At 72.5% G+C, this 14,205-nt stretch carries 17 protein-coding genes; 7 read left to right on the top strand and 10 right to left on the bottom strand.

Annotated elements, in window-relative coordinates:
- Nucleotides 1–27: 27 nt before the first annotated feature.
- Nucleotides 28–537, bottom strand: a complete 510-nt coding sequence (locus tag ACZ3OF_RS17770; RefSeq protein WP_467305443.1) for a DinB family protein — start codon at nt 535–537, stop codon at nt 28–30.
- Between the two features lie 433 nt (nt 538–970).
- Between ACZ3OF_RS17770 and ACZ3OF_RS17765 the strand changes: the two genes are divergently transcribed.
- The 3 genes from ACZ3OF_RS17765 (at nt 971) to ACZ3OF_RS17755 (ending at nt 4,696) form a co-directional block, all read left to right on the top strand.
- Complete coding sequence (locus tag ACZ3OF_RS17765; protein WP_361682114.1) at nt 971–3,469, top strand: SpoIIE family protein phosphatase; 2,499 nt, start codon at nt 971–973, stop codon at nt 3,467–3,469.
- A gap of 132 nt (nt 3,470–3,601) precedes the next feature.
- Complete coding sequence (locus ACZ3OF_RS17760) at nt 3,602–3,859, top strand: type B 50S ribosomal protein L31 (protein WP_361445846.1); 258 nt, start codon at nt 3,602–3,604, stop codon at nt 3,857–3,859.
- A gap of 69 nt (nt 3,860–3,928) precedes the next feature.
- Nucleotides 3,929–4,696, top strand: a complete 768-nt coding sequence (locus tag ACZ3OF_RS17755) for an alpha/beta fold hydrolase (protein WP_361682111.1) — start codon at nt 3,929–3,931, stop codon at nt 4,694–4,696.
- Between the two features lie 39 nt (nt 4,697–4,735).
- Here the strand turns inward: ACZ3OF_RS17755 and ACZ3OF_RS17750 are convergent, their stop codons facing one another.
- The 3 genes from ACZ3OF_RS17750 to ACZ3OF_RS17740 form a co-directional block, all read right to left on the bottom strand.
- Nucleotides 4,736–4,933: a hypothetical protein gene (locus tag ACZ3OF_RS17750; RefSeq protein ID WP_467305438.1), complete on the bottom strand. Its 198-nt coding sequence runs from the start codon at nt 4,931–4,933 to the stop codon at nt 4,736–4,738.
- Between the two features lie 90 nt (nt 4,934–5,023).
- Nucleotides 5,024–5,521, bottom strand: a complete 498-nt coding sequence (locus ACZ3OF_RS17745) for a peptidylprolyl isomerase (RefSeq protein ID WP_361445852.1) — start codon at nt 5,519–5,521, stop codon at nt 5,024–5,026.
- 57 nt (nt 5,522–5,578) lie between these two features.
- On the bottom strand, nt 5,579–5,797 hold the full coding sequence (locus ACZ3OF_RS17740; RefSeq protein WP_361682105.1) for a hypothetical protein: 219 nt from the start codon (nt 5,795–5,797) through the stop codon (nt 5,579–5,581).
- Between the two features lie 172 nt (nt 5,798–5,969).
- Here ACZ3OF_RS17740 and ACZ3OF_RS17735 point away from each other — a divergent pair, with 172 nt between their 5' ends.
- On the top strand, nt 5,970–6,491 hold the full coding sequence (locus tag ACZ3OF_RS17735; RefSeq protein ID WP_467305434.1) for an AMIN-like domain-containing (lipo)protein: 522 nt from the start codon (nt 5,970–5,972) through the stop codon (nt 6,489–6,491).
- A gap of 54 nt (nt 6,492–6,545) precedes the next feature.
- Here the strand turns inward: ACZ3OF_RS17735 and ACZ3OF_RS17730 are convergent, their stop codons facing one another.
- From ACZ3OF_RS17730 to ACZ3OF_RS17710, 5 genes are all read right to left on the bottom strand, one after another.
- Nucleotides 6,546–7,046 carry an NUDIX domain-containing protein gene (locus tag ACZ3OF_RS17730; protein ID WP_361605979.1) on the bottom strand — a complete coding sequence of 167 codons (501 nt, stop codon included), beginning with the start codon at nt 7,044–7,046 and terminating at the stop codon, nt 6,546–6,548.
- Nucleotides 7,047–7,211: 165 nt separating this feature from the next.
- The gene (locus tag ACZ3OF_RS17725) at nt 7,212–8,105 is read right to left on the bottom strand and encodes a YhjD/YihY/BrkB family envelope integrity protein (RefSeq protein ID WP_361682096.1); all 894 of its coding nucleotides are present in this window, start codon (nt 8,103–8,105) and stop codon (nt 7,212–7,214) included.
- 126 nt (nt 8,106–8,231) lie between these two features.
- Nucleotides 8,232–8,600, bottom strand: a complete 369-nt coding sequence (locus ACZ3OF_RS17720) for a luciferase domain-containing protein (RefSeq protein ID WP_361682093.1) — start codon at nt 8,598–8,600, stop codon at nt 8,232–8,234.
- Between the two features lie 289 nt (nt 8,601–8,889).
- Complete coding sequence (locus ACZ3OF_RS17715; protein ID WP_361682091.1) at nt 8,890–9,498, bottom strand: hypothetical protein; 609 nt, start codon at nt 9,496–9,498, stop codon at nt 8,890–8,892.
- Between the two features lie 197 nt (nt 9,499–9,695).
- Entirely contained in the window at nt 9,696–10,892 is a 1,197-nt protein-coding gene (locus tag ACZ3OF_RS17710; RefSeq protein WP_467305428.1) for a PP2C family protein-serine/threonine phosphatase, read from the bottom strand.
- A 349-nt stretch (nt 10,893–11,241) separates the two neighbouring features.
- On the opposite strand from ACZ3OF_RS17710, the gene ACZ3OF_RS17705 reads away from it, so the two are divergent.
- Genes ACZ3OF_RS17705 through ACZ3OF_RS17695 form a run of 3 tightly spaced genes read left to right on the top strand, consistent with a single transcriptional unit; the run spans nt 11,242 to nt 13,746 of the window.
- A complete protein-coding gene (locus tag ACZ3OF_RS17705; RefSeq protein ID WP_467305426.1) occupies nt 11,242–12,114 on the top strand; it encodes an AAA family ATPase in 873 nt (290 codons plus the stop codon).
- Complete coding sequence (locus ACZ3OF_RS17700) at nt 12,111–13,514, top strand: vWA domain-containing protein (RefSeq protein ID WP_467305423.1); 1,404 nt, start codon at nt 12,111–12,113, stop codon at nt 13,512–13,514. Before ACZ3OF_RS17705 ends, ACZ3OF_RS17700 begins: the two co-directional genes overlap by 4 nt.
- 25 nt (nt 13,515–13,539) lie before the next feature.
- Complete coding sequence (locus tag ACZ3OF_RS17695; RefSeq protein WP_361682082.1) at nt 13,540–13,746, top strand: helix-hairpin-helix domain-containing protein; 207 nt, start codon at nt 13,540–13,542, stop codon at nt 13,744–13,746.
- Between the two features lie 10 nt (nt 13,747–13,756).
- On the opposite strand, the gene ACZ3OF_RS17690 is transcribed toward ACZ3OF_RS17695, so the two are convergent.
- The coding region (locus ACZ3OF_RS17690; protein WP_467305420.1) for an Hsp70 family protein at nt 13,757–14,205 on the bottom strand (449 nt) is incomplete at its 5' end.

Raw genomic sequence — 14,205 nt, 5'->3', positions numbered from 1 at the left:
TCCCACCGGCCGGAAGCCGGTGCCAGCTCAGGCGCCGACGGTTCCGTCGACGCCCTCGCGGAGGAGGTCCGCGTGCCCGTTGTGGCGGCCGTACTCGAGCAGGACGTGCACCATCACCATCCGCAGCGACACGTCCTCGCCCCAGCGGGGCTGGTGTCCCGCCAGGTCCAGGGACGCGGCCTCACGCTCGATCCGCCGGGAGGTCTCGACCTCGGCCTCCCAGGCGGCGAAGGCCTCGGCGCGGGTCGACCGGCTCGCGTCGTAGGCGGCCTGGAAGTCGGTCTTGTCGGACCAGACCATCGGAGCCTCGCCGTCCTCGAAGACCCGGCGGAACCAGGCGCGTTCCACCTCGGCCATGTGCCGGACGAGGCCGAGCAGCGACAGCGTGGACGGCGGCATCGACGAGTCCTTCAGCTGGTCGTCGTCGAGCCCCTCGCACTTCATGGCGAGCGTCGCGCGCTGGTGGTCGAGAAAGGCGCGGAGGGTTTCGCGTTCGCTGCCGAAGTGGGGCGGCGAGATGCGCGGGTCGCTGGTCACGGGTGCTGCTCCTCGTCAAGATCCGTCGCGTGCCCCGAACCTACCCGGATCGGCCGCGCGTTCACTCTCCGGGTGGGCGCTGCCGCTCCGCCGTCACGGAGACGACGAGCACCCCGGCCAGCCCCGCCCACACCGGCACCCCCCGCGCCGCCGACCGTGGCGCCTCCCACCGCACCGAGCGCGAGCGCCGCGCCCGCCCCGGCGCCCAGGGCCCGCCGGTCGGTGGCGAAGGCCCAGGCGCGGCGGCCGGCGCCGGGCGTACGTATCTCGAGCACCGCGGTCATCACGGAGCGTCCATGCCACCTGCCTCTCCCCGCCCATGGTCGCGCAGACCGCGGGGCCCGCACAGAGGCGTGACCCGGCGTGACCGGGGCGAGGCGCCGCGCGACCACCCGAGATGCGGAGCCGCACGGCCGGGGAGCATGCTGGCTGTGTGACGTCGCACCGCGAGGCCGGCCCCGCCCCGTCGGCCCGGACCGGGGACGTTCCTGAGAACGTGGAGGCCGACGGGCGGCTGCTCGACGCGCTGCCTCTGGTTCTGGCCGAGGGCGCGCTCCGGTCGATCGAGGCGGTCGGCGGTTACGCCGGCGCGGTCTACCTGCGCTCCGGGACTCCGGACCTGCTCCGCATGGCGGTGCTCGCCGGGCTCCCCGGCGAGCTGTTCCGGCCCTGGTGGCGCATGCATGTGAATCGTCCGTTCCCGGTGGCCGAGGCCCACCGTTCGGGCCAGCCGGTGCACCTCGCCGACGTCGAGGAGGCGATGCGCCAGTTCCCCCAGCTCGTGGCGAGCCTCCCCTTCCCCTTCGCCTCCCTGTACGTGCCGATCGTCAGCGGCCGGGAACGCTTCGGGGTGCTCGTGGTGCTGCGCACGCCGAGTCCCGGCGTGCCGGTGAACACCCGGGACCGGATGCGGATGGCACGGGAGGCGCGCCGCCTCGGGAACGTCCTCATGGAGCTCTCCGAGAGCGGCACCGTCGTCGAATGGCCCGATGAGCCGGTGTGTGTCCAGCTTCCCTCGGGCGGTACGAAGCCCGTCCGCATCGGCTACTTCGACTGGGACCTGACCAGCGGAATCGTCACCGCCGACGCCGGGCTGCGGGCGATCATCGGTGAGAGCTCCGACGACCCGTTCCCCGGGACCATGGAGGCGCTGACCGCGCGCCTCGCGCCCGAGGACAGTTACGCGCTGTGGACCATGGCCCGCCGCGCGGCCGAGTCGGGGGCGCAGGTGGCACGCCGGATCCGGCTCAAAGGGCCCGACGGCGGGCTCCACCTCCTGGAGGTCTCCGCCCGCGCCGCGGGCGATCGCCCGGGGCGGCTGAAGGGCTCCCTGGTCGACCTCGGTACCGGCCTGGTCGGCTCCGACGCCACAGACCGGCTGCCACGGGCCATCATCGCCATCGACCGCCTGGGTCGGATCACCTACGTGAACCATCTCACCGAGGCGCTCCTCGGCCGACCCCGCTCGTCACTTGCCGGGCGGGGCATCTGGGACGCCCTGCCGTGGCTCGGCAATCCCGCGTACGAGGAGAATCTGCGCGCGGCCCTGCTCTCCGACGAGCCCGTGCACTTCCTGGCCCACACGGCCGACGGCGAATGGCTTTCGGTATCGCTCTACCCGGGCCACGACGGCGTCACGGTGGTGCTGCTCCCCGAGAGCGACCCCGCCTATCAACCGGAGTCCGTCGCCCAGCCGGACACCGGTCTCGGCTCACCGGCGGACCGGGCGTCGGCGCTGTACCGGCCGGTGGCGCTCGCCATCGCGCTGACCGAGGCGGTGACGGCCCGCCAGGTGTCGGCGGTGGTCACCGACGAGCTGCTGCCCGCGTTCGGCGGGCGGCAGCTGGCGATCTATCTGCTGAGCGATCGTCATCTCTACCTCGCGTGGGAGACCGGGTTCCCGGCCGGTTTCCTCGAGCCTTTCGACGGAGTGGGTCTCGACGCCCGGCTGCCGGGCGTCGAGGCGCTCACCACCGGCCGACCGCTGTTCTTCGAGTCGATCGAGCAGATGTCCCTGGCGTATCCGGACGTTCCGCTGGACGCGCTCACCGGCGCACGGGCCTTTCTGCCGCTCATCGCCTCGGGCCGGCCGGTCGGCTCGTGCATCCTCGGCTTCGACCGGCCGCGCGGCTTCAGTCCGGAGGAGCGTACGGTCCTGACCGCGCTGGCCGGGCTCATCGCGCAGGCCCTGGAGCGCGCCCGGCGGTACGACAGCGAGTCGGCGCTGGCGCGGGGGCTGCAGGACGCGCTGCTCCCGACGCGGCTGCCGGTCCTCGACCACGTGGACACCGTGGCGCGCTACCTGCCCGGTACGAAGGGCATGGACGTGGGCGGCGACTGGTACGACGTCATCGAGATCGGGCGGGGGCTGCTGGCCCTGGTGGTCGGCGACGTCCAGGGCCACGGTGTCGCCGCCGCGGCGACGATGGGGCAGCTGCGCAGCGCGGTACGGGCCTTCGCCCTCGCGGACCAGTCCCCCGAGGACGTGCTGAAGGGCACCAACCGGCTGCTGATCGACCTCGATCCCGGGCAGTTCGCCAGCTGCTGCTACGCGGTGCTCGACCCTGCGACGGGTGTGGTCAAGGCCGTCCGCGCCGGGCATCCCCAGCCGCTGCTGCGGCGCCCGGACGGGACGACCGAGGTCCTGGAGCTGGCCGGCGGTCTGGTCCTGGGGATCGACACCGAGGCCACGTATCCGGTCACCGAACTGCACCTGGAGCCGGGGGCCGTCCTCGCCCTGTACACCGACGGCCTGGTGGAGCGCCCGGGCCGGGACATCGACGAGGGCGTCGAGTGGCTGCGCCGTACGTTCGCCGTCACGGGCGCGATCCCCCTCACGGAGACGGCGGACCGGCTGATCCGGGACGCCCGGCAGGCCACCGACCGCCCGGACGACATCGCCGTTCTGCTCGCGGCCCGCTGGACGCACTGAGCGGCTGCCGTGGCCGAGGGCGGCCGCCGTCGGCCGGCCGGGCGCCCTCACCCGGTCGGCCCGTGGCGCTGGTCGGCGGGGCCGGGGGCGGAGAGGCTGGGGACACCAGACATGGCAGCCCGAGGAGGACGCGTGCAGCAGGACAAGCAGCCGGAGTACCGCCCCGTGGTCTTCCGCGACCGCACCGCCGGGTTCGCCTTCCTCACCCGGTCCACGGCGACGAGCGAGCAGACCATCGAGTGGGACGACGGCAACACCTATCCCGTGGTCGATGTCGAGATCTCCTCCGAGAGCCACCCGTTCTACACGGGCAAGGCGCGGACGGTGGACACCGAGGGACGGGTCGCGAAGTTCGAGCGCCGGTACGGGGAGGGCGGCGAGGAGTCCTGAGCCGGGACTGTCGGTGCCGCCCCGTAGGGTGATCGGGTCGGGACGAGAAGAACGGTACGGGGGTCGGTCGTGCGGGAGTTGTTCCTTGCGGACGTGCGGGCGCACATCAGATGGATCGAGCTCCCCGGGGAGGGGCCCGTGCGGGTCTTCCTGCACGGCCTCGGCTGCACGGGGGCGTCCGACTTCGCCCATGTGGCGACGCATCCCGCGCTGCGGGGCGGCTCCGCGCTGCTCGTGGACCTGCTCGGCTACGGACTGAGCGACCGGCCCCGGGACTTCGGTTACGGCATGGCGGCGCAGGCCGCCGTCGTGGCGCGGATCCTGGAGCATCGGGGCTCGGCGGGCGTGGAGTTGGTCGGGCACTCGATGGGCGGGGCGGTGGCCGTCCGGCTGGCGGCCTCCCGGCCGGACCTGGTCGGGCGGCTCGTGGTGGCGGAGCCGAATCTGTATCCGGGCGGGGGCGTGTTCAGCACGCCGGTCGCCGCCCAGGACGAGGAGTCCTTCGTCCGGGACGGCTTCGCGCGGATGGTGGCCTCCGTGGACCGGCCGGACTACGCGGCGCGGTTGCGCCTCGCCGATCCGCTCGCGGTCCACCGCAGCGCGGTCGCGCTGGTCGAGGGTGCCTCGCCGCCGGAGGGCGATCTGCTGGCCGGGCTCGATCTGCCGCGTGCCTTCATGGTCGGCGAGTACAGCCTCCCGGACGCGGACGCCGAGCGGATGCGCACGCTCGGCGTCCCGGTGTTCGAGGTGCCCGAGGCCGGACACAACCTGATGCTCGACAATCCGGACGGGTTCGCGGAGGCGCTGGCGCGCGCCCTGGCCGTCGACCGGGACTGACCCCGGCCGTGGCACCGGTCCTTCGCGACCACCCGGTGCTCACCTCAGCGGGCGGAAGAAGGTGCGCGGTTCGGCGGCGACCTGCTCGGGTTCCTCGTGGGCCATGAAGTGCACGCCGCGCCGGGGTGTGCTCCAGTGCCGCAGGTCGCGGAAGGTGCGCTCGGCGAGGCTGCGCGGGAAGCCGGCGTAAGCCGGTTCGTGGTTCAGGGTGACCGCGGCGGGTACCAGCGACGACACCGACGGCCCCTCGGGCGGAGTCCCACCGGAAACGGTTGACCGCCCCCGCGTGGTGCTCTGCGGGGGCGGTCCATACGGATCGGTATCGGCTCAGGCCTCGACGACGCCGGACGCGGCAACGGCGATCTTGGCGCTGGTCGCGCCGGAGCGGGAGCCGAGGGACTCGATCTTCTTGACCAGGTCCTGGCCCTCGACGACCTCACCGAAGACGACGTGCTTGCCGTCGAGCCACGGGGTCAGGACCGTGGTGATGAAGAACTGGGAGCCGTTGGTGTTGCGGCCCGCGTTCGCCATCGACAGCAGGTACGGCCGGTCGTGCTTGAGGTCGAAGTTCTCGTCGGCGAACTTCTCACCGTAGATGCTCTTGCCGCCGGTGCCGTTCTGGTTGGTGAAGTCGCCACCCTGGAGCATGAACTCGGGGATGACGCGGTGGAACGGGGAGCCGGCGTAGCCGAAGCCGTGCTCGCCGGTGGCGAGCTCACGGAAGTTCTTCGTCGTCTTCGGGACGACGTCGTCGAACAGCTTGAAGACGATGCGGCCCGCGGGCTCGTCGTTGATCGTGATGTCGAAGTAAACGTTGTTGCTCATGGGGACATCCTGTCATTCCCGCTCACGCTGCGCGCGCACGGGCTGCCCTTCGGAGGGTCACATCAGTCCGCCGGCGTCCGGCGTCTGGGGGAGGGTGTCGGCGACGAGCGGGGCGGCTTCGTCCAGCAGGGGGCCGACCGGAGTGTCGCTCTGCAGGAGACCGGTGGTGCCGGTCGCGCCGTGGTCGGCAGCGGAGGCGTGCGGCGGCGGGGTGACGAGAGCCGTGACGACACCGGCGGCGAGGGAGGCGATGGCGAGCATGCTGCGCTTCTTCATGCCCTGGTCAACTGCCGAGAAGCCGAGGGGTTACGGTCCGCGACCCATGTGAACGGAACGCGCACTCCTCATCACAACAATTCCTACCAAATCCACTGCAACCGTATGGTTGTGGTGGATGTCTTCCCCAGTGACACCTCTTGTCCCCACAGCAGCAGAGATGGGGGACGTCATGCTTCACCGTCAGAGCCTCGCGGCCATGGCCGCCGGCATCGTTCTGGCCGCGGGGATCGGTGCCACGATCCCCGCCGGCGCCTCCACGGAGCGGTCAGGGGCGGCGGCCCCACCCTCGACCGCCCTCGTGGTCAACGCCCGCTGGGGCGGGCACGCCACCTTCGACCGGCTCGTCCTCGACGTCCGGGGTGCGATGCCCCCGGTCACCGTGACGCCGGTCTCGGCACTCCACTACGACGGCTCGGGCCAGCGGGTTCCGCTCGCGGGAAAGTACTTCCTGGAGATCAGGCTCTCCCCCGCCGCCGCACACGACGAGTCCGGCCGGTCCGTCTACCAGGGCCCCCGGCTCCTGAAGATCTATCTGCCGACGCTCAAGGGCGTCGCCCTCACCGGCGACTTCGAGGGTGTGGTGAGCATCGGGGCGGCCTTCGACACCAAGCCCGTCTACAAGGTCCGCACGCTCCACTCCCCCGAGCGCCTCGTGCTCGACATCAACCACCCGGTCGGCTGCCGGGCCTGAGGGAGGACGCCCGGCGGGGCCGTACCTCTGTCGTCCCCGCCGGGCGGTCCGTTCTCAGAGGTCGACGCCCGTCTCCACGTACACGGTCGTGCCGGCCCGCCGTGCGCGGTCGATCTCGGCGAGCCGGGCGAAGCTCACCGGCGACATCTCCCGCTCCCACTCGGCGAGGCTGCGGATGCGGAACTCGCTGTGCTCGTCCGGGTCGAGGACGACCCCGGCGAGCTGTTCGTCCGTCAGGACGCCGCCGTCGAAGATGAATCCGATGTGATTGGCGGGCCACTCCTCACCCCGGTCGGAGACGAAGTGGGTGCCGAGGAGCCTCGGCTCGCCCTCGAAGACGATCCCGGTCTCCTCGTGGCACTCGCGGACCGCGGTCTGCCACGGCGTCTCCCCCGGGTCCATGTTGCCGCCGGGCCACTGCCACAGCTCGGTGCTGTAGGTGGCGCGCAGCTGGAAGGGCCGGCCGTCGGTGTCGGTGAAGTACAGGCAGGCGTACGCCGTCGCCCTCGGCAGCGTCGCGATGTACTCGGCGGGCGGCAGCCAGGTGTTCGCCATGGGTCAGCTCTCTTTCGACGGACCGGGTGGATCGTCTCCATCCAACCGGTCGCGCCACCGCGCCCCCGCGCCTCGCGATCATCTCCACCGGATCGTGTGATCACGGAGCCGGCGGACCCGTCCGGTACGGGGCGGCATGCGAGCCGGCCCCGGTCGGGCATGGCGTCACACGTGGTCGTCCGGAAGCTCGACCGGAAGCTCGGCCGGAAGCCGGTCGATGTGGCGCAGGACCAGGTGTTCGTGGATGAGGCGTCCGACGAGGGCCCCGCCGTAGACCACGAAGCCGACGCCGACGAGCCAGGACTGCAGCACGAGGACGGTGCCGAACTGTCCGTACGTGAAGGCGTTGGAGGCGATCAGCGGCGAGAAGACGAACTGGGAGAAGATCCGCAGCCCGAACAGCCCCAGGGCCGTGCAGACCGCCCCTGGGGCGAGGGCGCGCCAGCGGATGCGTCCGCAGAGGAGGAAGCGCTGCGACCACCAGAAGAACAGGAAGGCGCCGGTGACGTCGCTGACGGCGACGAGGACGACGGTCGCCGTGGAGGACTGCGCGGGCACGGGGGCGGTGACGAAGAGGAGGAGCGCCACGACGAGGACAGCGAGCCAGACGACGTGGCGCCACATGGTGTGCCAGCGGGCGGTGGGCAGGTCCCAGACGCGTTCGTAGCCGGTCTGGACGGCGGAGCCGAAGGTCACCCCGAACGCGGCGAGGGCGGCGAGACCGAAGGCCGTGGTGCGCTGCAGGGCCTGCCCCGGCTTGCCGAAGAGCTGTTCGACCTCCTCCTGGGACACCTCGGAGACGCCGAGCCCCTGGATCAGCCAGCGGGCGAAGCCCTGGCCGCTGGCGAGGTCGGCGGCGGCGATGACGATGAGCAGCGGGACGAGCGTGAGGAGGCTGAGCGCCGCGAAGCCCATGGCGCGGTGCATCAGCTCCACCTCGCGGCCGCGGTTCCAGGCGAGGCCCACGACCGAGGTGAGGATGGACCGGTGGAGCCTGCGGAACCAGTGGCCGTGCTCGGTGGGGGCACCGTCGTGGGGCGCACCGGGAGTGGGGGGCATGCCACGGGGAGTACCCGTCCGGACGGGGGAACCCTCCGACATGCCGCCGAATGGGGGTCGGGGCTCGTCGGTGGGGTGGGGTGGGCGGGCCGTTCGTGAGCGCACCCGCCCCTGTGCCGGTGGGGTTCAGGATCGGGCGGACGTGAGGCAGGTGCGTGTGCAGCCGTCCGGTGCGCCGTCCGGTCGGCCGGAGGAGGCCTGGAGCGCGGCGCTGACCAAAGTCGCCAGCAGGTCGATGTCGGATCCCATGTCCAGACGGACCGTCACCCACCCCGAACCGGCGCGCAGTCGCACGGCGCTCGACCCGAGGAGGGCGGGACGCAGTTTCGCGATCATGGCTCGGGTGAGGTGGACGTCGGCCTCGTGCTCGCCGTGGAAGTGCACGATGTCGTGCGTCGCGCTACGCAGCCCGAGCTCGGCGCCGCACTGGGCGCGGCCGGGGGCCAGCGAGGGCCAGCTCATCAGGCGTTCACTGGCGTGCCGGGCGGTGTTCATACCCAGGAGCGTGCCGGGACGAAGGGCCTTGCACAAGCGTCCGGCGGAAAGAATCGCGCCGAGGCGTGAAAACCGGCCGTTCCTGGTCACACACGGCATCCGCCGTCTCACAACGCGCCGCATGGCGAGCGCCGTTCGGGGGCGGTCGGGCCGATCGGGGCGGTCGACGCGGTCGATGCGATCGATGCGATCGATGCGGTCGATGCGGTCGATGCGGTCGATGCGATCTGGCCGGTCGGTGCGGTCAGGTCGGGATGCCGAGGAACGAGCCGGCGGAAGCGCCACGCGTTCAGGAGGGCGGGGCGACTCCGGCGTAGACCACCTCGAACTCCTCGACGCTCCTCGTGATCACGCGCGCCTTCGCGGTGGCCTCGCCCCTGATCGCCGCCACTCCGGCGCGGGAGGCCGCGAGTGCCTCGCGGTCGCTCCAGACGACGCCCACACTCGCCCGGCCCCTGGCGCGGTCCACGAGCAGGGATCCGCCCTCGAACCCGGACAGGGCCTCCATCCTCGGGAGCGCCATGTCCCGGAAGACCTCCGCCAGGGCGTCCGTTGCAGCGGGGTCCAACTCCAGGCGTGCCAGCCGGAACCACGCTCCGGGTCCGACGGACCGCGGCGGCCGGGCTACCGCCGCCTCCCAGTTGTCGACAGCCACGGTCTGGGCGAACGGCGCGAGCTGCTCGGCCCGCCGCTCGCGCAGCAGTTCGTCGCTGGTGTCGCGGGAGCTCTCGTCCTCCCACCACGTGGCCGTCAGGAGCTTGCCGAGCTCCCGGTCGACGAACAGCCCCATGCCCCGGAAACCCGGCTGTTCCGACACCAGGGCGCGGCCTTCGGAGGCGATCGTGTCGACCGCGGCGTCGAGCTTGGCCGGATCTCCTGTCGCATACAGCGTGCGCACGTACACAGCGGTCCCTTCGTCCTGCCGGGCGTCATGCCGGCGAGGGCTCGCCGGCATGGGCGGGCGCGGGTGGACCGCCTCCCGGTATCCATGCGATGGCCTGGACGGGACGACGGCAAGGGGGCCGGGGCGTCCGGGTGAACGCGCCCGGCCCGGGCGCACCCGCACCCCGTCCGCGCAGTGCCGCGGCCGTCCGACTACGACTGCGAGCGCTCGCGGATGCGGGCCGCGAGGACGGCGACGTCGTCCTCCGCGCGGTGGGCGTCCAACCGCTGGAGGACCTCCTCGACGAGCTCCTCGGGGCTGGAGCCGGGACGCACGCGCAGGGAGGACAGCCGGGCGAGCGAGACGTCGATGTCCTCGCCGCGCCGCTCGACCAGGCCGTCCGTGAAGAGCACGAGCGTGTCGGCGGGGACGAGGGTGCGGGTCACGGGTTCGTAGCCGCCGACACCGGTACCGAGCGGGGGACCGACGGGAAGGTCGACGAGGTCCGCGGAGCCGTCCGCGGTGAAGACGACGGGCGGGAGGTGGCCGGCGCTGGCGAAGGTGGCCGAGCCGCGCGCCGGGTCGACCTGGACCAGCAGACAGGTCGCGGGGCGCAGTCCGCCGTCGTCGGCGACGACGGAGTCGAGCTGGCGGAGCACGCGGTGCGGCGGCAGGTCGGTGGAGGCCACGTCGCGCAGGGCCGAGCGGTACGCGTTCATGTCGACGGCGGCGTCGAGGCCGTGCCCCATCACGTCCCCGACGACGAGCAGACTGCGGCCGAAGTGGAGCCGTACGCTCTCGAACCAGTCGCCGCCCACGAGCGTCCGGGCGCCGACCGGCAGGTAGCGCCCCGCGACCTCCAGATTGGGGTGCGGCCGACCCGGCTCGGCGACCAGGGCCTGCTGGAGGTGGAAGGCGGTCCGCTCGGTGGCGGCGAGCCGGCGGGCGTGGCCCAGGTGGACGGCGGCGAGCCGCGCCGCGTCGTGGACGGTGGCGGTCTCGTGCTCGCCGAGGTCGTGGGCGCGGGCGCTCGCGGCGCTCACGGACCCGATGACGCGGCCCTGCCACTGCAGGGGCGCGGACACGACACGGACGGGGACGCCACCGGGAGCCATGTCCGCATAGGTGTGTGGCGGCCCCTTCTCCTGCGACGGCTCCACCCGGTCGACGAGCTTGGGGTCCCCCGCCACCGCGACACGTGACCAGCCGGGCTCGTCCTCGGGCCGGACGTCCACGGCCGCCGCCTCGAAGCCGTGGCGGCAGAGGAACCCGGCCAGGTCCTCGCAGACGCTCCGCTCGTCGGGGTGCGAGCCGATCTCCTCGATGGCGTCCGTCGCGGCTTTCAGCCGGGCCAGGACCGCCGCATGCTCCTCGGCCAGGGAGGCCTGTTCCCCCGCTCGCTCCGACAAGACACCTCCACCGCCGCGACGGCCCCGAGCAGCGCACACATCCCATTGGACCAGCGGCGCGACATGCCCGCGCGCCACCCCGGCCGGACCAGGAGTCCATCACATTCCGTGATCCTTTAGCCAGATCTTTCCGCCCCTACGCTACGCCGCGCCGGTGATCCCGTCCGGTGTTTGGCTGCCACTCCCGCGCGCACGAGGGCATCGACCGCGAGCCGTTCGAGGGCCCGCCCGTCGCGCCCGTGACCTTGGCCGCACGTGCGGTCGGGACGGTTGTGCAACGCGGCGGGAACTGATCCAGTACGCATATGGCTACCGGCCAGTACGGAACCACGCGGCTCCTGGGGGAACGATGACGACGACCGGGTACTTCAGCTCCGTCGATGACGTCGCCGAGCGGCTCGCCGCGACCGGCTATCTGGCATCGCCCGCCGTCGCGACCACCGTCTTCCTCGCCGACCGGCTGGGCAAGCCGCTGCTGGTGGAGGGCCCGGCCGGGGTGGGTAAGACCGAGCTGGCCAAGGCCGTCGCCCAGGTCGCCGACGCCCGGCTCGTACGGCTCCAGTGCTACGAGGGCGTCGACGAGTCGCGGGCCCTGTACGAGTGGAACCACGCCAAGCAGCTGCTGCGCATCACGGCGGGCCGCGACGAGTCCTGGGACGAGACGCGCACGGACATCTTCAGCGAGGAGTTCCTGCTCCCCCGGCCGCTCCTCACCGCCATCCGCTCCGCCGAGCCGACCGTGCTGCTCATCGACGAGACCGACAAGGCCGACATCGAGGTGGAGGGGCTCCTCCTCGAAGTGCTCAGCGACTTCCAGATCACCGTGCCCGAGCTGGGCACGATCACCGCGACCCGGCGCCCGTTCGTCGTCCTCACCTCCAACGCCGTCCGCGAGCTGTCCGAGGCGCTGCGCCGCCGCTGTCTCTTCCTCCACATCGGTTTCCCGGAGGAGGAGCTCGAACGCCGGATCGTGACGTCGAAGGTGCCGGGGCTCGACACGGCGCTCGTGGCGTCGCTGGTGCGGGTGGTCGGCGCGCTGCGCGCGATGGACCTGCGGAAGGTCCCCTCGGTCGCGGAGACCATCGACTGGGCCCGGACGCTCCTCGCCCTCGGCGCCGACACTCTGGACGAGACGGTGGTCCGCGACAGTCTGGGCGTGATCCTCAAGCATCAGGACGACATCCAGAAGGCGGCCGCCAAGCTCGACCTGGACGTGGTGTGACCACGGCGCCGGCCGGGGTGACGCACCGGCTCACCGGTCTGGTGCACGCGCTGCGGGCGCACGGCCTGTCGATCGGTACGGGCGAGAGCGTGGACGCGGGGCACGCCCTGGAGGCGGTGGGCTTCACCGACCGGGAGCGGATGCGGGAGGCACTCGCCGCCACACTGCTCCATATGGAGGGCCAGCGCCCGCTCTTCGACCGCGTCTTCGACCTGTACTTTCCCCTGACCAGCACCCACCCGGACGCGGACGGCTCCGACCCTTCCGCCTCCTCCGCCTCTTCCGCCGGGGAGTTCGACACGGCGGCGCTACGGGAACGACTGGCCGCCGCCCTGGCCGCCGACGACGGTTCGGCGCTGACACGGCTCGCGGGCGAGGCGGTGGGCGGCCTCGGCGGCTACGGTTCCGCGCCGGGCTCGGACGGCTGGTCCTCGTACCAGACTCTCGCCCGGCTCCGGCCGGAGACACTCCTCGCCCGCGTACGGGCCATGCTCCGCGACGGGGCCGTGGGCGGGCCGGAGTTCACCGACCGGCTGACGGACGACGAGATCCGTCGGCGCATCGAGGCGTTCCGTGAGCGGGTACGGACGGAGGCACGGCGTCGGGTCGCCGAGCGGCAGGGCCGGGACCGGGTCGCACGGCGCGCGGTCGCGAGCACGCCGGACAGTGTCGACTTCCTGCTCGCCGGCCGGGCTCAGCTCGACGAGCTGCGGACGACGGTGCGGCCGCTGGCGCGCAAGCTCGCGACCCGCCTCGCGGCCCGGCGGCGGCGCGCCGCGCGCGGACGGATCGATCTGCGGCGCACGCTGCGCGGCTCGCTGTCGACCGGAGGCGTACCGATGCGGCCGGTCCTGCGGCGCCGCCGTCCCGCGCGCACCGAACTGGTCCTGCTCTGCGACGTGTCGGGGTCCGTCGCGGGGTTCGCGAACTTCACCATGCTGCTGGTGCAGGCGCTGCACGACCAGTTCAGCAGGGTGCGGGTGTTCGCCTTCGTCAACCGGGTCGACGAGGTGACCGATCTGATCGCGCGGGGCGCGGCGGACCCGGCGGGGCTCGGTGCGCGCATCCTCGACGAGGCGGTACTGACCGGATGGCACGGTCAGAGCGACTACGGGACCTCGCTGGGCGAGTTCGACGAGCGGTACGCCGACGCCGTCGGCCCGCGCACGGTGGTCTTCGTCCTGGGCGACGCCCGTACGAACATGAGTGACCCGAACCTCGCGGCGCTGAAGCGGATCGCGGACCGGGCCCGCCGGGTCCACTGGCTCAACCCCGAGCAGCCCGCACTGTGGCCGACGGGGGATTCGGCCGCCCTCGCCTACGCCGAACTGGTCGACATGCGCCCGTGCCGGAACGCTCGGCAGCTGAGTGATCTCATCGGCAAGCTCCTGCCGGTCTGAGCACCCGCGTGGCACCATCAAGCAGGTGACCACGCCCGAGGAATCTGCCACGGACCTGCCGCACGGGATCGGTGCGCCCGCCACGCGGGCGCTGACCGGCGCCGGGTACACCACGCTCGACGCGCTCGCCGGGGTGCCGAGGGCCGAACTCGCGGCCCTCCACGGCGTGGGCCCGAAGGCCCTGCGTGTGCTCCAGGAGAGCCTGGAGGAGCGCGGCCTGTCGCTCGGCTGAGCCTCAGGCGTCAGGCTCCGCCGCCCTTCCGCTTCTCCACGTCCTCGTCGTCGACGATCTCGGCGTCGACGACGTCGTCGTCGGCCTTGGCCTCGCCCTGCGGGGCGTCGCCGCCGGCGGCCTGCGCCGCCTGGGTATCGGCGTACATGGCCTGGCCGAGCTTCTGGGAGACGGCCGCGACCTTCTCGGTGGCCGTACGGATCCCGGCCGTGGTGGTGTCGTCGTCGGACTTGCTCTTGAGCTTCTCCTTCAGCTCGGCGACGGCGGTCTCGACCTCGGTCTTGACCTCACCGGGGACCTTGTCCTCGTTGTCCTTGAGGAACCTCTCCGTCTGGTAGACGAGCTGCTCGCCCTGGTTGCGCGTCTCGGCGGCCTCGCGGCGGCGGTGGTCCTCGTCCGCGTACTGCTCGGCCTCCTGGCGCATCCGGTCGACCTCGTCCTTCGGCAGCGAGGAGCCGC

Source organism: Streptomyces sp. NPDC022552 (assembly GCF_055561875.1).
Note: the sequence above shows the minus strand (reverse complement) of the source record. Positions and strands in the feature narration are given on the sequence as shown.